This is a genomic window from Solidesulfovibrio sp. C21 (assembly GCF_047785625.1).
Taxonomy (GTDB): domain Bacteria; phylum Desulfobacterota; class Desulfovibrionia; order Desulfovibrionales; family Desulfovibrionaceae; genus Solidesulfovibrio.
On record NZ_JBLODY010000085.1, the window covers coordinates 1 to 16,275 of the forward strand.

Consider the following 16,275-nt stretch of genomic DNA (forward strand, 5'->3'; position numbering starts at 1 on the left):
GTTATATATGGATATTCGTGCCCATCACCATCCCCGTTAAAAGTTTTTGAAGAGGGGTGCAGGGGGGAAACTTTTTTCAAAAAGTTTCCCCCCTGCCCGCCGGAGGCATTCCATCTCCATGACATTCGACCTGATCGTCGTCGGCGCCGGGCACGCCGGGTGCGAGGCGGCCATGGCCGCGGCCCGGCTTGGGCTTGCGACGCTGCTTGTGACTCAAAACGTGGACCGCATCGGTCATTTGTCCTGCAACCCGGCCATCGGCGGGTTGGCCAAGGGGCATATGGTCCGCGAGATCGACGCGCTTGGCGGCATGATGGGCCTTTGGGCCGACGCGGCCGGCATCCAGTTCCGCACGCTCAACACCCGTAAGGGTCCGGCCGTGCGCTCCACACGGGCGCAGATCGACCGCGACGCCTACATGCGCGTGGTCAAGGCGGCGGCTTTCGGCCAGGACAACCTGACCGTGCGCCAGGATTCGGTAGAGGAGGTGCTGGCCGAGGACGGCCGGGCCTGCGGCGTGCGCGTGGCCTCGGGCGAAGATTTCGCCGCCCGGGCGGTCCTGCTCACCACCGGCACGTTTCTTGGCGGCCTCATGCATATCGGGCTGACCAAGCTTCGCGGCGGAAGACTTGGCGACCCGCCTTCCGACGGGCTTTCGGCCAGCCTGCGCCGCCACGGCATTGCTCTCGGCCGGCTCAAGACCGGCACAACGCCGCGACTTTTGGCCAAGAGCATCGACTTCTCCGCCACCACGCCCCAGCCCGGGGACACGCCGCCGCCGCCCTTCAGTTTCCACGGCCCGGGACCGGTCCTGCCGCAGGTGCCCTGCCATCTGACCTACACCAACGCCCGCACCCACGAGGCCATCCGGGCCGGGTTCGACCGCTCGCCGCTTTTTACCGGCGTCATCGAAGGCACGGGCGCGCGCTACTGCCCGTCGGTGGAGGACAAGGTGGCGCGGTTTCCCGAGCGAGACCGCCACCATGTCTTTCTGGAGCCCGAAGGCCTGGAGAGCCCGGAAATCTATCCCAACGGCATCTCCACGAGCCTGCCCATCGAGACGCAAAAGGCCATGATCGCCACCATTCCCGGGTTGGAGAAGGCGGTCATCGTGCGCCCCGGCTATGCCATCGAATACGACTACGCCGATCCGGTGCAGCTTTTGCCGACGCTCGAGACCAAGGCCCTGCCCGGGCTCTACCTGGCCGGACAGATCAACGGCACTTCCGGCTACGAGGAAGCGGCGGGACAGGGGCTGTGGGCGGCGCTGAACGTCTTTTGCGCCCTGGCCGGGCGCGAGCCTTTCCTGCCCCGGCGCGACCAGGCCTACATCGCCGTGCTGGTCGACGACCTGGTCACCAAGGGCACGAGCGAGCCCTACCGCATGTTCACCTCCCGGGCCGAGCACCGGCTGCTGTTGCGCGAGGGCAACGCCGACGCGAGGCTCACTCCCATGGGGCGCGAACTGGGGCTTGTCGGCGACCGTCAGTGGGACCTCTATCGCCGCAAAGAGACCGCCCTCGCCGCCGTCATCGACGGGATAACCGGACGCCGCGTGCGGCCCGACGACTGTGACGACGCGGGCTGGCAGGCCCTTGGCGGCCGTCCCCACGACCGCAGCCTGCGCCTGGACGAACTGCTGCGCCGGCCCGAGGTGGGGATTGCCGACCTGGCCCGCTTCTGGCCGGAGCTGGCGGACCTCGAGGCGACCATCGCCGTGGAAGCCGAAACGCGGATCAAATACGAAGGCTACCTGCGTCGCCAGGAAGAGCTGGCCGGCCGCATGGACCGCCTGGAAGCCGTGCTGTTGCCGCCGGATACGGACTATGCCGCCGTGGCCGGATTGTCGCGGGAGGTGGTGGAAAAACTGTCGCGCATCGCGCCGCGCACCCTGGGGCAGGCCGGACGGATCTCGGGCGTCACCCCGGCCGCGCTTTCCTGCCTGGAAATCCATCTGAAAAAGCACGCCGGGTAAGCGCATGGGCTTGTGCCCGCCAGAATGTTCGCTTATGGAGAATTTATGCTTTCTTCCAGGGCCATAGGCGAACTGCCGGCTTTTTTAAGCCTGTTCGATCCCGGTTGGTGGAATCGTATGCTCGACTCCACCACTTCGGGGCATTATTCGCCCGAGGCCATGATCCTGATGGCGAGCGTCTTTGGCTTCGCCTTCCTGTGCATCGCGGCCGGCTTTCTCCTCAAGATCCGCATCGGCAACAAGGAAACCGGCCCCTCCTCCTGGATCGTCAATCCCGGCGAGATCCGCGCCCTGCTCGACACGGCCCAGACCCAGCGCAGCAAGGTGCGGGTCAGTTTCGTGCGCGACGATCCCGGCGCCCGCTCCACCGACGCCTCCATCCTGTCCGCCGATCCCGGCCGGGGCATCGACCTGGAGATGACTTCCCTCGTGCGGGCGACCCCGTCCTGGGCCGGCAAACTGGTGGTCTGCGATTTCCGGCTGCGTCTGGACCCGCGCAAGGACTATCAAAGCTTTTACAACTTCGTGGCCCCCATCATCACCGTGCGCAAGGCCAGCGACGCGTTCGTGCACATGCGCGTGGGCTGGCCGACCCGGCTCGAGCTCGAGCAGAAACGCGGTTTTCTGCGGGTGGAGCCGCCCCGCAACCTCGTGCTCGAGCTGGCGTTGTGGCATGAAAACACCATCAAGCTGGCCAAGGGCAACTTCGCCACCCCCTCCACCTGGGGCAAACCGATACTGCGCCTCGATCCCGGCCTTCCGCTGCCGGCTGTCGAACTGCGCAACATTTCCGGCGGCGGCCTGCGCCTGGAAGTCCCGGCCGAGCCCATCCAAAAGCACGCCTCGTTATTCGAGCCGTCCAACCGTTTTCTCATGCAACTGCTTTTGGCCGAACCGGAAGCCGGGCAGCCGGTGGAATTTTTCCTGGCCCTGCGCCTGCAAAACGCCTACGGCGATCCGGGGATAAGCGGCACCAAGGGCTTCGGGTTCCATATTCTGAGCTTCGGCGTGCCGACGTCCGAAGAGACCCGTGAAAACCTGTCCTGGAAGACGGCGGCCGCCGGCGTGCCGGCCCTGGACGATTGGGCTTTCAGAAGGCATCTGGCCATGTACCGATCACGGGGGGCATGAGGCGAGCCCCGGTTGCCGGGAAAAACCCGATGGACGGCTGGGAACGCACCGGAGCCGATCGCCGATACGGTCCCTGGGAAGGCGGGAAATCCCCGCCCCGGCCGGGCTGGCCCATGGACGGAGTACGGCGATTTTGCTATCCGGGCCACGTTTTTTTTGCAAATCGTCGGCAGGACGTCACGCGCGGCGGGCAGGGTGGCCGGCATTGTGCCGCTTTAAAAAAAGCACTGCGGGATTTTTAGAAAAATACATAATTATCCAGCTGTGTTGTCGTCGTAATTCGTATACACCCGTTTCACGAATACGACACGAGGAGCGCGGCCCGGACGGGCCCGCCAAGGAGAAAGGGGTTGGACGACGATTCCGACAGTCGATTTTGGGGCGCATTGGGGAAGTTTTTCCGTCAGAAAAGCATTTCCATCGAAGAACTCATCCTGGAGGCCAAGGCGGAAGGCAGCCTCATCCAGGAAGACGCCTCCATGCTGCTCAACATCCTGCGCCTGGAAAAAAAGCAGGTCTTCGACATCATGATTCCCCGGCCCGACATCGTCTGCGCCGAAGCCGACGATGGTATTCCGGCCATCTGCGAACTTATCCGCACCCATGGCCATTCCCGCATCCCCGTCTACGAGGGCAACCGGGACAACATCCTGGGCATCGTCTATGCCAAGGACCTGCTCGCCCATATCGTCGGGGCCGGCGGGGAACAGCCCGACCCGAGAGCCATCATGCGGGCCCCGCTGTTCGTGCCCGAAACCCTCGACCTCAAGCGCATGCTGCTGGAATTTCGCAGCCAGAAAAAGCACATGGCCGTCGCCCTGGACGAGTACGGTGGCACTTCGGGGCTCATCACCCTGGAGGATGTGCTGGAGGAGATCGTGGGCGAGATCGAGGACGAGCACGACCCGAGCAAGCCCGAGGAAATCCAGGAAACAAGCCCCGGCGTCTACCGCGTCTCCGGCCGCTTCCCCCTGGAAGACCTGAATGCCGCCCTGGGCCTCGACCTGGAATCGGAACAGGTGGAGACCATCGGCGGCTTTTTGACCGAACTGGCCGGCCGGGTGCCGCGCCAGGGCGACGCCTTCACCCTGGAAGGACGGCGCTTCACCATCCGCGAGGCGGACCGTCGCCAGATCCGCTGGATCGCCATCGAGCCCGCCGCCTAGGCGCGCCACCTTGTCCCCTGTGAACAATCCCTTCGGCATCTTTTCAACCTGTGGCGTCCACAAAGAACCATCGTGACGACAGCTTGCATATTGGCCGTGATCGGCGCCTGGCTCGGTTTCGCCAATCCCGTTTACCGCCTGCCCTTACTGGTCCTGCTGTTTCCGGCCGGGCTGGCGGCGGCCGCCGTAAGGGCCCCATCGCTTAAGTCCGCGCTCAAGGCCGGCTGGCTGATCGGGGGGCTCGCCGCCTGCGGCAGCCTGTACTGGACGGCCCTACCCATCCACGACTACGGCGGCCTGGCCTGGCCGCTGGCCCTGCCCGTGCCGGTGCTGGTCGGCATGGTGCTCGGGCTTTACACCATGATTTTGGCCGGCCTGACCCGCTTTGGCGCGGCCCGGCTGTCTCCGTGGCTGTTCGGGCCTTTTTACGCCCTGGCCTGGACCTGTCTGGAAATGGCCCGGGGCACGCTTTTGACCGGCTTTCCCTGGCTGGCCCTGGCCGGCGCGTTTTCCCCCTGGCCGGCGACCATCCAGGGGGCGGCCTTTATCGGCTCGTATGGCCTCTCCGGCCTGCTGGCCGGCCTTGCCGGCTGGATCGCCGTGTGCGGCCCCGTCTCCCGCCAGGGACTCGTGGCCGTGCTCGTGGCCGTGGGACTTTTTTTCCTGGGCAACAGCCGGCTCGACGAGCCCATTGACAAGGACGGCACCATCCACGCCACTATCGTCCAGGGCAACGTGGACCAAAGCCGCAAATGGGACCCCGAATCCCAGCGCGACACCGTGGGAAAATACATCGCCCTGTCGCGGCAGGCCATAAAGGACGCGCCTACCGACCTGCTCGTATGGCCGGAAACCACCATGCCGTTCTACTTCCAGGATCACGGGCCCTTGTCCGCGATGCTGACCGATTTCGCGGCCGCGTCCAAGGTGCCGGTGGTCTTCGGCGCGCCGGCCTACGAGCGGCGGCCCGAGGGGCCGGTGCTTTTCAACCGGGCCTACCTGCTCATGCCGTCGGGACGCGAAAGCTACTACGACAAGGAGCACCTCGTGCCCTTTGGCGAGTATGTGCCCTTCGGCAAGTACCTCCCCTTCATCCACAAGCTTGTCGAGGGGGTGGGCGATTTCCGGCCCGGCCACGCCGAAAAGCCGCTCGGCGAAGGCAACCTTGCCCTGGGCATGCTTATCTGCTATGAGGCAATCTTTCCGGAACTGGCGCAACAGCGGGTGACGGCCGGGGCCAACATCCTGGTCAACATCTCCAACGACTCCTGGTTTGGTGATTCCGCCGCGCCGCGCCAGCATCTCGACGTGGCCCTGCTTCGCGCCGTGGAGCAGGGACGGGCCATCATCCGCGGCACCAATTCGGGCATTTCCGCCGTGATAGACCCCCGGGGACGCATCATGGCCCAGGGCGGACTTTTCACCACCTTGGCCCTGCCATGCCCGGAGGTGCCCATCGTTTCGGAAACGACTTGGTTCCACCGCCACTTCCAGTTGTTGACTTTTGCCGTGCCGGGCGCTTTCCTGGCGCTGTGTCTGATCGCCCTTTTTTCCCGAAATCGCCGCGATGCCGTATCCCCCCGCGGCAAAACCCTCTAAGCGAGCCATCCTTTCATGTTGCAATATTCGGAACTGCGCACCACGGGCACGGAGCTTCTCGAAAAATTCGATGAATTCTGGAGGCGTCTTTGACCTGGAACAGACGAAATCCCGTCTGTCGGCCATCGAGGCCGAACTGGCCAAACCCGGCGCCTGGGAAGCACCCGAGCGTCTGACACCGGTTTTACGGGAGAAAAGCATGCTGACCTCCCGAGTCGAAAACGGTGAGAAACTGCTGGCCGCCAAGGCGGACCTCGACGAGTGGCTGTCCCTGGCCAAGGAGGACGGCAGTCCGGAGGTCCTCGACGCCTTGGCCGAACAGATCGCCGTGCTTGGCGGCGAGTTGGCCGATGCCGAACTGGCCGCCTTTTTCCGGGCCGAGGACAACGTCGACGCCATCCTGGAAATCCATCCCGGAGCCGGGGGGACAGAGGCCCAGGACTGGGCCGAGATGCTCCTGCGCATGTACCGCCGCTGGGCCGAGCGCAAGCAATTTGGCGTCAAGATCCTCGATTACCTGCCCGGAGACGAGGCCGGCGTCAAAAGCGTCACGCTCCAATTCTCCGGCCCCTACGTCTATGGCATGCTGGCCGTGGAAAAAGGCATCCACCGGCTTATCCGCATCTCGCCTTTCGACTCCTCGGGACGTCGCCATACATCGTTCGCTTCGGTGGACGTTTATCCCGACGCGGGCGTGGACATCGATATCGACATCAAGGAAGAGGACCTGCGCATCGACGTGTTTCGGGCCTCGGGCCCCGGCGGACAGCACGTCAACAAGACTTCCTCGGCCATCCGAATCACCCACCTGCCGACCAACATCGTGGTGCAGTGCCAAAACGAGAAATCGCAGCACCGCAACCGCGAAACGGCCATGAAAGTCCTCAAGGCCCGGCTCTACGATCTGGAACTCAAAAAACTCCAGGCCGAAAAGCAGGAAAGCTACGAGTCGAAAAACGCCATCGGCTTCGGCTCCCAGATAAGGACCTACACCATGCAGCCCTACAGACTGGTCAAGGACCACCGCACCGGCGTGGAAATGGGCGACGTCGAGGCTGTGCTCGACGGCGATCTGGACAAGTTCATACGCGGCTACCTGCTGCAGGCCGGCAATGAATCCTGAAAACGGCCACCTGCCCTTCACCACCCGGGAGGAGTTGCTGGCGGAACTGGAGACGTTGCGACGCCTGCTGGCCGACGTGGAAAAGCCCTCCTGCGATGCGGACGGGGACGGCATGATCATCATGCGCCTGTGCTCGGGGCTATGTCTTGCCGACTGGGAGGCCATGAACAGGCAGCGGGACTTTCGGGACTGGCTGGCCCTGCCCCTGCACACCAACCCCCTGCCTTTTCTCGCGCGCATCCAGGAAACGCTCAAGGAACTGGTCTTCCTCTCCGAACACGACCCCCTGACCAAGCTGTACAACCGGGGAGCCTTCGAGCGCATCCTGTCCGCCGAACTGGTCCGGGCCTACCGGGCCGGCCAATCCCTGGCCCTGGTGCTGCTCGACGTCGACGACTTCAAAACCGTCAACGACACCTACGGTCATCCCTGCGGCGACAAGGTGCTCGAAAACCTCTCGGCCATGCTGCTGGCCGAGAAGCGCACCTACGACTACGCCGCCCGGATCGGAGGTGAGGAGTTCGCCCTGATCCTGCCGAGCGTGGGTCTGGTGCGGGCGGAAATGGTCGTCAGCCGCGTCCTGGCCGCGGCCCGGGCCATGACGATCCTGTGCGACAGCGTGCCCACGCCGCTCCACATCACCATCTCCGCCGGATTGTCCATCACCAAAGGCAAGATCCCCACCACCAGGGAAAAGCTCTACTCCCTGGCCGACGCGGCCCTGTATCAGGCCAAGGCCGCGGGCAAGGACCGGGTCATGGCCGCGCCCATCGCCGACCTGACCGGCCCCCCGGAGAAGACGCTCGTGCGCGCGGACGAAAAAAGATTTCTTTTTACCGGTTTAACCAAAGGATGAGGCGGCATATGTCCCAAGTCATAAACCCCAGGAGCTCCCTGTCCGTCGCCATTTTGAGCGGCAAGGGAGGCGTGGGAAAAACCAATCTCGCGCTCAACCTGAGCTATGCCCTGTTCCGCGCCGGGCACAAGGTCCTGCTCATGGATTTCGACGTGGGATTGGCCAATGTGGACGTGCTGCTCGGCCTGTCGCCGGAAAAAAACCTGCAAGACCTCTTCCGCCCCGAAGTCACGGCCGAGGAGGTCATGCTGTCCGTGGAAGAAGGCGGCTTCGACTTCCTGCCGGCGGCCAGCGGCGTGCCCGAGCTGCTGGAGATGGACGACGACATGCGCGAGATCCTTTTCCACAAGCTCAACAAGGCCTTTAGCGACTACGATTACCTCATGCTCGACCTCGGGGCCGGCATCTCCCAGACCGTGCTCTCCGTTGCCGCCATGAGTCATGTGCACGTGCTGGTGGTCACGCCCGAGCCCACGTCCCTGACCGACTCCTACGCGGTCATCAAGGTGCTCCATTCCCAATACGGGATTTCCGACTTCCACGTGCTGGTCAATCAGGTGAGCGGCGCCGCCGACACCAAGGCCACCTATGGGCGTCTGGCCTCGGCCTGCCAGCATTTCCTGGGATTTACCCCGGAGCTGCTCGGCGGCGTTCGCTCCGACCCGTCCCTGCCCGACGCGGTGCGCCGCCAGATACCGCTGTTGCGCCATGCGCCCAGGTGCCCGGCAGCACAGGATATTTTGGCCAGCGCCGTCAAGCTGCACCGCATCCGGCAATCCCGCCAGGCGGCCTTGCAAAGCATGCCGGTGCTGGGAAAACTTCCCCATTCCCCGAAGTAGCCCTTGACGAACGGCATCATTTTTCGGCAATGGTATGAAATAGATGGACGATTGCTCGACCGTCAGCATCCGGCGGCACCCGGTCAACCGTCAACAGCGCGAGGACACCGCGATGAACAAAAGCGAACTCATCAAAACCCTGGCCGAAACCAAGGACCTGCATATCGATGAGGCGGCGGACATCGTCAATGCCTTCGTCGATTCCGTCAAGCAGGCGCTCATAAACGAAGACCGCGTGGAAATCCGGGGGTTCGGCAGCTTCAAGCTCAAGGGCTACAAAGGCTATACCGGCCGCAACCCCAAATCCGGCGACGTGGTCACCGTGGCCCCGAAAAAGCTCCCGTTTTTCCGCCCCGGCAAGGAACTCAAGGAATATCTGAACAAATAGGCTCCCCATGCGATCACTGCGTTTTTTTCTCCTGAGCCTGATCCTTATGGTTCCGGCGATCCGGCCGGCTTTTGCCGCCGATCCCCTGCTGACCATCCTGTTTTCCGGCAACACCTACGGCTACTACGATCCCTGCCCCACCTGCGGCCCCGAGAAGCTTGGCGGCCTGGCCCGACGCGCGACCTATATCCACACCCTGCGCACCCAGCCGGCCACGGCCGGCAAGACCCTGGTCGTGGCCGGGGCCTGGGAGTTTCTGCCCGAAGTTTCGGCCGCCCCGCCCGAGCCCGAAAAGCTTCCGGTCGTGGCTAAGGCCCACGAGCGCCTGGGCTATGACGTCATGGCCGTGACCCCGGCCGAAGTGAAGATCCTGGCCGACCACAAGGCCGCCGTGCCCCAGGGCGCGGTCGTCCTCGGCCAGGAGCCGACCACGAGGATCATGACCATCGGCGGCAAGGCCGTGGGGCTCGTCTTTTTCCCCATGCCCGCCGATGTGAGCGCCCCCGTGCCGGACAAGCTCATGGACGCCGTGGCCAAGGCGGCGGCCGGGCTGCGCGGCAAGACGGCCCTGGTCGTCGGCATAAGCCCCTGGGGCGCCATCGACGAGGAAGCCTTCATCAACACCCGCGTCGGCGCGGTGGATGTGCTGCTCGGGAGTGGCGGAGGCTCGGGCTTTCCTTCCCGGACCTCGAAAAACGGCAAAACGCTGTGGACCCGGGCCTACATCAAGGGCAAGACGATAAACCGGCTCGACCTGTTCGCGCTGCCCGGCGCATCCGGCTTCACCTGGAAGGTTGGCGACAACTTCATGGCCAAGGTCCAGCCCCTGGACGCGGCCTTTCCCCAGGCCGAAGCCATCGAAAAGCTGTTCTGATCCGACGTCCCACACCGTCTGAAAAGGTTTTTCCCGTGCTGCGAACGCTATTGCGCGCCGTCCTGGCCGCCGTGCTCCTGATTTGTGTCCAGGCCATCCCGCCCGCCCGGGCGGCCGAGCCTGTGCTCACCATCCTTTTTACCGGCAACACCTACGGCAACGTCGCACCGTGCCCCTCCTGAGGCGGCAAGCTCATCGGCGGGCTGGCCCGGCGGGCCGCCTTCATCAAAACCCTGCGCAACGCCCCGTCGCTGCATGACAGGCTGTTGCTTCTGGCCTGTCCCTTCGAGGTCCTCCCCGACTACGATCTGGAAGCCAAACCCGATCCGCGAAAGATACCCGGCATGGTCAAGGCCCTGGAGATGATGGGCTACGACGCCGGGGCGCTCACCCCCGACGAGGCGGCCTTTCTCAAGAAATCCGGCGCGCCCCTGCCCGCCGCCTTCAACGTCCTTACCACCGAACCCCGAACGAAGCTGGTGACCCTTGGCGGGGATACGATCGGCATCGTCTTTTTCCCGCCCTCGCCCGACCCGAAAAAGCCGGCTCCGGCCGCCCTCGGCGACGCCGTGGCCCAGGCGGCCAAGGCGCTAAGGGGCAAGGCCCGCCTCGTCATCGGCCTAAGCGGCCTGGGCATGGGCGACGAAAAGGCCTTTCTCGAAGCCCATCCCGGCACCCTGGACATCCTGCTCGGCAGCGGCCCCAACGCCGGTAACGCCGGGCAACCCTCGGCCGACGGCAAGACCCTGTGGGCTCGGACCTACATCAAGGGCAAGACCATAAACCGCCTGGATCTGTTCACCCTGCCCGGCGGCCCGGACTTTGCCTGGAAACCCGGCCAGACCTACAAGACCTCGGTCATCTCCCTGGACGAGCGCTATCCCGCCGACCCGGCCGTGGAAAAACTTTTCCAATAGCCGCCCTAAAGAATCTGGGGGAAAACTTTTCTGAAGAAAAGTTTTCCCCCAGGCCCCCTTTCCAAAGACTTTTAATAATAGTACTATATTTGCTGTACGTTACGAAGAAAAATCAAAAAATTGAGGAAGGGGAGAGCGCGAGAGGGGAGAACCCTTTTTAAAGGGTTTCCCCTCTCGCATCTCCTACCCATATCCAATGAATATATTTTTTCCTTATATCTTCCCGACGGTTGCCGGGGTGCTGGGCCTTGTGCTCGGCAGTTTTTATTCGGTGTGCGTGTCGCGAGGCATCGCTGGAACATCCATTGTCCGGCCGCCGTCGCACTGTCCGCGCTGCGGCCACAGGCTTCGCTGGTGGGAGCTCTTGCCGGTTGTAAGTTATGTGCTGTTGCGGGGGCGCTGCTCGTCCTGCCGGGAGCGCATTCCCCCCCTCTACCCGCTTATCGAGTTGGCCTCGGCGGTCTGGGCCGTCCTGGCGGCCCTGGCCTTCGGCCCAGGCTGGTGGTTTCTCGCCTGCCTGGCCTTGGGCGGGCTTTACATCGTGGCCTCGGGCATCGATTTTCAGGTCTACCTGCTGCCCGACGTCCTGACCTACCCGGCGGGCGCGCTCGGCATCACCATGGGCATCCTGCACCCCGGCATAGGGCTGTATCCGGCGCTTATCGGCGCGGCGGCGGGATTCGGCGTCTTCTGGCTGCTTGCCGCCGTCTACCGGCTGACCAAGGGCGTGGACGGCCTGGGCGGGGGCGACGTCAAGCTCATGCTCTCCATCGGCGGCGTGGTGGGCGCCCTCGGGCTGCCCTACGCGGTGCTCATCGGTTCCGTGGCCGCGCTTTTGGCCAGTCCGTTTTTCATCCTGGGCCAGGGCAGACAGCGATCCATGCCCATTCCCTTTGGTCCGTTTCTCTGTCTCGGGGGCATGGTGCAGATGCTTTACGGCCCGGCCATCTTCCGTCTGCTGATCGGGCATTAAGGATTTACGCGCAATGCAACGTCGGGCTGGCTTTTTGCCACCGGACCATGCTAGGCATATCCTGATGAATCTGTGTATCCCGCATCCATCAACAGAGGGAGGAAGCCATGTCACGCCGCATCATCTACCTTTTTCTGGCCGCAACGGCTCTGCTGGGTCTCGTTGCGGGCTGCGCCCCACTCAAGCCAGCCTCGCCTTCCATGTTCTACGGCAACTGCATTACGCCCCCCGGATCGGACCCCTGCGGTTCCGATATGAACATCTGTCAGCAGTTCGACAACGTCATTTCGCAGAAATACGCCACCTCCGGGGCCTGCCGTACGGCCTGCAACCAAGTCTACAATCACCTCTACTTACAGGGGTACGACATGCAGGATTGCGGGTACATGCTTGATCGCGGCAGCGACCTGTGCGACCAGGAATGCCTGCGCCAGTATCCCACAAAAAAATAACGCCTGGAAAAATCCTCGGCCAAAGGACACGGCGCGCTGCCGAAGCAAGGCGGCGCGCCTGTTCCGCCAAGATCACCCAGGGCGGCCAAAGCCGAAACCTACACATCCGACATCAGGTTGTCGCTTGACAGTTGCCTGTTTCCATTGGATTTAAACCGGGTCCCAAAACTGATGCCCGCACGGCTCCCCTTGCCATGACACACTCCCCGCTTCCCAGCCCTCCCCCCGACGCCCCGGCCCGCAGTATGGCCGAGTCGGACGGCGTGCTTACCCTGACCTTTTCCGGGACATGGCGCATCGACAGGCCGTTCCCCGATCTGTCCCCGGTCCGGGCGGCCCTGGCCAAAGCCCCGGCGCCCAAGGGACTGGCCTTTGAAAGCGCCAAGGTCACGGATTGGGACAGCCGTTTTCTGACCCAATGCCGCGCCATCCTGGCCCTGGCCAAGGCCCATGGCGTCGTACCCGATTTGTCCGGCTTGCCCTCTGGCGCGAAAAGCCTGCTGGAACTGGCCGAGAAAGTGCCCGAACGCCAGGGAGCCGCCCGCAACAAAGCCCGGATTCCGTTTCTCGCCCAGGTGGCCGATTTGGCCCTCGGCGCGTGGCAGGGCGTATACAACCTACTGGAATTCCTAGGAGACGTCACTCTGGCCTGCCTTGCCCTGGCGCGCGGCAAAGCCGTATTTCAGCGTTCGAACCTTTGGGCGCTCATCTACCAGGCCGGCGTCGAGGCGCTGCCCATCGTCTCGCTCATTAGCCTTTTGGTCGGCCTGATCCTGGCCTTTGTCGGCGCCATCCAGCTTTCCCAGTTCGGTGCCCAGATTTACGTTTCCACCATTGTCGGCATCGCCATGGTCCGGGTCATGGGCGCGATCATGACCGGCATCATCATGGCCGGCCGCACCGGCGCGGCCTATGCCGCCGAACTCGGCACCATGCAGGTCAACGAGGAAATCGACGCCCTGCGCACCTTCGGCTTCTCGCCGACCCAGTTTCTGGTCCTGCCGCGGATGATCGCGCTGGTGCTCATGATGCCCCTTTTGTGCGTCTATGCCGACCTCATGGGCATCCTCGGCGGCTTTATCGTCGGGGTGTTCATGCTCAAGATCAATCCCGTCCAGTACCTGACCCACACCTGGCAGTCCGTGCCCCTGGTCAACTTCTGGATCGGCATGGTCCACAGCACGGTCTTCGGGGTGCTGGTGGCCATGGCCGGCTGCTACCGGGGCATGCGCTGCGGCAGAAGCGCCCTGGGCGTCGGGCAGGCAACCACGGCAGCCGTGGTCACGAGCATCCTGGCCATCATTATCGCCACGGCCATCATCACCGTGTCCTGCAACATCATCGGCGTGTGAGACCCCATGGACGCAACGACAACCTCCCCCCCGACTCCCGCAGCCAGCGAAAAACCGGCCATCCGCGTCGAAAACCTGACCCTGGCCTACGGTGATTTCGTCATCATGCGCGACCTCACGTTCACGGTGAATACGGGCGATATCTTCATCATCATGGGCGGCAGCGGCTGCGGTAAATCCACGCTCCTGCGCGTGCTGGTCGGCCTCAAGGAGCCCGCCGTCGGCACGGTTTTCTACCGCGAAGGCAGCCTCTGGGACGCCACGCCCGAGAACCGCGACACGATCCTTCGCCGCACCGGCATCCTCTACCAGTCCGGCGCGCTTTTCAGCTCCATGACCCTGGCCGAAAACATCAGCCTTCCCTTGTCGCAATACACCAAGCTCAAACCGAAAGAGATCCGCGAACTGGCCTCCCTCAAGCTGGCCCTGGTCGGGCTGGCCGGGTTCGAGGATTTCTACCCCTCGGAAATAAGCGGCGGGATGTGCAAACGGGCCGGTCTGGCCCGGGCCATGGCCCTTGACCCGGACATCCTCTTTTTCGACGAGCCCTCGGCCGGCCTCGACCCGGTCAGCGCCCACCTTCTGGACGAACTCATCATGGAGCTGCGCGACAGCCTGCGCGCCACCTTCGTGGTCGTCACCCACGAACTGGCCAGCATTTTCGCCATCGGCAACAACTCCGTCTTTTTAAACGTCGAAACCCGGACCATGAGCGCCAGCGGCGACCCCAAGGAACTCCTGGCCCATACAACCGATCCCAACCTGCGCCACTTTCTTACCCGGGGCCAGGAATAACGGCCTCGCGGCCAGGACACAAAAAAACACCCATGAGCGCCAAAACCAACAAAACCCTGCTCGGCCTGTTCGTCCTCGGGGCCCTGGCCCTGGCCCTCGGGGCCATCGTGGCTCTGGGCTCGGGCATGTTTTTCACGCAAAAATACAAATGCATCATGTTCTTCCCCAATTCCGTCAGCGGACTCGAAGTCGGCGCGCCGGTACTCTTCCGGGGAGTTCCCATCGGTTCGGTAACCGAAATCAGCATCGAGGCCGATCCCACCCGGCTGCACTTCTTCATCCCCGTTGTGGTGGAAATCATGGGCGGCAAGATCAAGATCATCCACGACAAGAGCATGCAGAAGGGTCTTCAAAACCTGGCCCAGGCGCGTGATGAAGGCTCGGAAACGCTGCTGACCCAGTTGATCGACAAGGGCCTTCGCGCCCAGCTCATTACCCAGAGCTTCGTGACCGGCCAGCTCGCCGTTTCCCTGGACCTCATGCCCGATACCCCCGTACGCTTGGTCGGCAACACCAGCCTGCCCGAAATCCCCACCGTGCCCTCGACTTTTGAAAAGCTGACGGAAACCATCAAACGCCTGCCCCTCGAGGAGCTGGTCAACCGGCTCATCAGCGCGGTCTCGGGCTTCGAGCAGCTCATCAATTCGCCTGAAGTCAAAGCCATTCCCGGCAAGATCGACACCGCCCTCACCAACGGCGGCGACATCCTGACCGAAATCCGCGGCAAGGTGGGCCCCCTGGCCCAGAAGATCGAGCAGGCCCTCCAGAACTACTCCGACCTGGCCAAAAACCTCGACCGCCGCAGCGAAGGCCTGAGCACCTCGGCCAAGGGCGCGATCCAGTCCCTGGACGCCACCCTCAAGGACGGGCGCTCCGCCATCGGCAACTTCCAGAAAATCATCAACTCCAACTCGCCGACCGTCACGGACCTCAACCGGGCCCTGGGCGAAATTGCGAACGCCGCCCGGTCCATTCGCGAACTGGCCAATTTCCTCGAACGCCACCCCGAAGCCCTGATCCAAGGCAAGGGAGGACCCCGCAAATGAGCCTTCGCCCCCGTACCCTCACCGCCGTCGTGGCCGTTGCCGCCTGCTGCCTGCCGCTTTTGACGGGCTGCGGCAAATCCGCGCCCACCCACTTTTTTTCCTTGAGCAACGCGGCCCAGGAAAAAACCGCGCCCATCACAGGTCCCTGCCAGTCCATCGGCATCGGTCCCGTGGATTTCCCGGCCTACCTCGACCGCGCCCAGATCGTCACGCGCCTGGGGCCCAACCAGATGCATCTGGCCGAATTCGACCAATGGGCCGAACCGCTGCGTGACAACTTCCAGCGGGCCCTGGCCGAAAACCTCGGCATGCTGCTCTGCGCCAAGCCCCTCGTCACCTACCCCTGGCCCGTGGGCGGACACCCGGACAAGCAGATCGTCATCCAGGTCGCCCGCTTCGACGGCACACTCGGCCAGAACGCCACCCTGCGCGCCAGCTGGTCCGTGGTCGACGCCGACGGCAACAACCTCGCCTGGCGCAGCGTCGAATACCAGGAAGCCACCACCGGCCCGGGCTACGCCGACCTCGCCGCCGCCCAAAGCAAACTCGTGGAGAAATTCGCCAAGGACGTGGCGGACACGTTGCGGCAGTAGGCGAACGAAGACGTAACGGAGACGAAGAGGCGGGGGCTCTGCCCCCGCACCCCCGCCGGGAGGCCGTGGGCCCCCCGGGCCCCCCAACCGGTGTGCTTTGGTCGGGCGGAATCTCGGGTTGTGCGCGGTCAGGCGGAGAGTGGAGAAGATGGCGGCGGAATTTGCTTGGGACGATGCCGCCGCTTCGCGGCAGGCT

The 16,275-nt window shown here is 63.8% G+C and carries 17 protein-coding genes; all 17 read left to right on the plus strand.

All coding sequences use genetic code 11. The annotated features are described in order from the left end of the window. Window positions 1–118 precede the first annotated feature (118 nt). The 17 genes from mnmG to ACMZ6R_RS17840 all read left to right on the plus strand — a co-directional run bounded on the left by mnmG (window position 119) and on the right by ACMZ6R_RS17840 (window position 16,079). Window positions 119–1,975 (plus strand): tRNA uridine-5-carboxymethylaminomethyl(34) synthesis enzyme MnmG, encoded by a 1,857-nt coding sequence (gene mnmG / locus ACMZ6R_RS17760; protein WP_416113952.1) that lies wholly within the window; start codon window positions 119–121, stop codon window positions 1,973–1,975. Between the two features lie 45 nt (window positions 1,976–2,020). Further along, complete coding sequence (locus ACMZ6R_RS17765; RefSeq protein WP_416113954.1) at window positions 2,021–3,106, plus strand: hypothetical protein; 1,086 nt, start codon at window positions 2,021–2,023, stop codon at window positions 3,104–3,106. 350 nt (window positions 3,107–3,456) lie between these two features. Next, window positions 3,457–4,272, plus strand: a complete 816-nt coding sequence (locus tag ACMZ6R_RS17770) for a hemolysin family protein (protein WP_416113956.1) — start codon at window positions 3,457–3,459, stop codon at window positions 4,270–4,272. Window positions 4,273–4,344: 72 nt separating this feature from the next. Beyond that, the gene (gene lnt, locus ACMZ6R_RS17775; protein WP_416113958.1) at window positions 4,345–5,871 is read left to right on the plus strand and encodes an apolipoprotein N-acyltransferase; all 1,527 of its coding nucleotides are present in this window, start codon (window positions 4,345–4,347) and stop codon (window positions 5,869–5,871) included. 15 nt (window positions 5,872–5,886) lie between these two features. Continuing rightward, window positions 5,887–6,994, plus strand: a protein-coding gene (gene prfB / locus ACMZ6R_RS17780) for a peptide chain release factor 2 (protein ID WP_416113960.1) whose coding sequence is annotated in 2 segments (ribosomal slippage) — window positions 5,887–5,961 and window positions 5,963–6,994 — 1,107 coding nt in all. Because the reading frame shifts where the segments join, the coding sequence is not laid out codon by codon here. Continuing rightward, on the plus strand, window positions 6,984–7,850 hold the full coding sequence (locus ACMZ6R_RS17785; protein WP_416113962.1) for a GGDEF domain-containing protein: 867 nt from the start codon (window positions 6,984–6,986) through the stop codon (window positions 7,848–7,850). Before prfB ends, ACMZ6R_RS17785 begins: the two co-directional genes overlap by 11 nt. Window positions 7,851–7,858: 8 nt before the next feature. Further along, window positions 7,859–8,689 (plus strand): MinD/ParA family protein, encoded by an 831-nt coding sequence (locus tag ACMZ6R_RS17790; RefSeq protein ID WP_416113964.1) that lies wholly within the window; start codon window positions 7,859–7,861, stop codon window positions 8,687–8,689. Window positions 8,690–8,801: 112 nt separating this feature from the next. Next, window positions 8,802–9,077 (plus strand): HU family DNA-binding protein, encoded by a 276-nt coding sequence (locus ACMZ6R_RS17795; protein ID WP_416113984.1) that lies wholly within the window; start codon window positions 8,802–8,804, stop codon window positions 9,075–9,077. Window positions 9,078–9,084: 7 nt separating this feature from the next. Further along, window positions 9,085–9,951, plus strand: coding sequence for a hypothetical protein (locus ACMZ6R_RS17800; RefSeq protein ID WP_416113966.1), 867 nt, complete (start codon window positions 9,085–9,087; stop codon window positions 9,949–9,951). 35 nt (window positions 9,952–9,986) lie between these two features. Continuing rightward, the gene (locus ACMZ6R_RS17805; RefSeq protein WP_416113968.1) at window positions 9,987–10,133 is read left to right on the plus strand and encodes a hypothetical protein; all 147 of its coding nucleotides are present in this window, start codon (window positions 9,987–9,989) and stop codon (window positions 10,131–10,133) included. An 84-nt stretch (window positions 10,134–10,217) separates the two neighbouring features. Then, window positions 10,218–10,868 carry a hypothetical protein gene (locus tag ACMZ6R_RS17810; protein ID WP_416113970.1) on the plus strand — a complete coding sequence of 217 codons (651 nt, stop codon included), beginning with the start codon at window positions 10,218–10,220 and terminating at the stop codon, window positions 10,866–10,868. Between the two features lie 196 nt (window positions 10,869–11,064). Continuing rightward, a complete protein-coding gene (locus tag ACMZ6R_RS17815) occupies window positions 11,065–11,841 on the plus strand; it encodes a prepilin peptidase (RefSeq protein ID WP_416113972.1) in 777 nt (258 codons plus the stop codon). Between the two features lie 107 nt (window positions 11,842–11,948). Then, window positions 11,949–12,293 carry a hypothetical protein gene (locus ACMZ6R_RS17820; RefSeq protein WP_416113974.1) on the plus strand — a complete coding sequence of 115 codons (345 nt, stop codon included), beginning with the start codon at window positions 11,949–11,951 and terminating at the stop codon, window positions 12,291–12,293. A gap of 194 nt (window positions 12,294–12,487) precedes the next feature. Beyond that, the gene (locus tag ACMZ6R_RS17825; RefSeq protein ID WP_416113976.1) at window positions 12,488–13,645 is read left to right on the plus strand and encodes an MlaE family ABC transporter permease; all 1,158 of its coding nucleotides are present in this window, start codon (window positions 12,488–12,490) and stop codon (window positions 13,643–13,645) included. A 6-nt stretch (window positions 13,646–13,651) separates the two neighbouring features. Then, a complete protein-coding gene (locus ACMZ6R_RS17830) occupies window positions 13,652–14,440 on the plus strand; it encodes an ABC transporter ATP-binding protein (protein ID WP_416113978.1) in 789 nt (262 codons plus the stop codon). 32 nt (window positions 14,441–14,472) lie between these two features. Beyond that, entirely contained in the window at window positions 14,473–15,486 is a 1,014-nt protein-coding gene (locus ACMZ6R_RS17835) for an MlaD family protein (protein WP_416113980.1), read from the plus strand. Continuing rightward, entirely contained in the window at window positions 15,483–16,079 is a 597-nt protein-coding gene (locus tag ACMZ6R_RS17840) for a PqiC family protein (RefSeq protein WP_416113982.1), read from the plus strand. Before ACMZ6R_RS17835 ends, ACMZ6R_RS17840 begins: the two co-directional genes overlap by 4 nt. The last annotated feature ends 196 nt before the right edge of the window (window positions 16,080–16,275 follow it).

Bases quoted from the DNA above. Each gene is read 5' to 3' on its own strand.
- ACMZ6R_RS17790 (WP_416113964.1), top strand. From the start codon at position 7,859: ATGTCCCAAGTCATAAACCCCAGGAGCTCCCTGTCCGTCGCCATTTTG.
- ACMZ6R_RS17765 (WP_416113954.1), top strand. From the start codon at position 2,021: ATGCTTTCTTCCAGGGCCATAGGCGAACTGCCGGCTTTTTTAAGCCTG.
- ACMZ6R_RS17830 (WP_416113978.1), top strand. From the start codon at position 13,652: ATGGACGCAACGACAACCTCCCCCCCGACTCCCGCAGCCAGCGAAAAA.
- ACMZ6R_RS17835 (WP_416113980.1), top strand. From the start codon at position 14,473: ATGAGCGCCAAAACCAACAAAACCCTGCTCGGCCTGTTCGTCCTCGGG.
- ACMZ6R_RS17785 (WP_416113962.1), top strand. From the start codon at position 6,984: ATGAATCCTGAAAACGGCCACCTGCCCTTCACCACCCGGGAGGAGTTG.
- ACMZ6R_RS17815 (WP_416113972.1), top strand. From the start codon at position 11,065: ATGAATATATTTTTTCCTTATATCTTCCCGACGGTTGCCGGGGTGCTG.
- mnmG (WP_416113952.1), top strand. From the start codon at position 119: ATGACATTCGACCTGATCGTCGTCGGCGCCGGGCACGCCGGGTGCGAG.
- ACMZ6R_RS17820 (WP_416113974.1), top strand. From the start codon at position 11,949: ATGTCACGCCGCATCATCTACCTTTTTCTGGCCGCAACGGCTCTGCTG.
- ACMZ6R_RS17825 (WP_416113976.1), top strand. From the start codon at position 12,488: ATGACACACTCCCCGCTTCCCAGCCCTCCCCCCGACGCCCCGGCCCGC.
- ACMZ6R_RS17800 (WP_416113966.1), top strand. From the start codon at position 9,085: ATGCGATCACTGCGTTTTTTTCTCCTGAGCCTGATCCTTATGGTTCCG.
- ACMZ6R_RS17840 (WP_416113982.1), top strand. From the start codon at position 15,483: ATGAGCCTTCGCCCCCGTACCCTCACCGCCGTCGTGGCCGTTGCCGCC.
- ACMZ6R_RS17795 (WP_416113984.1), top strand. From the start codon at position 8,802: ATGAACAAAAGCGAACTCATCAAAACCCTGGCCGAAACCAAGGACCTG.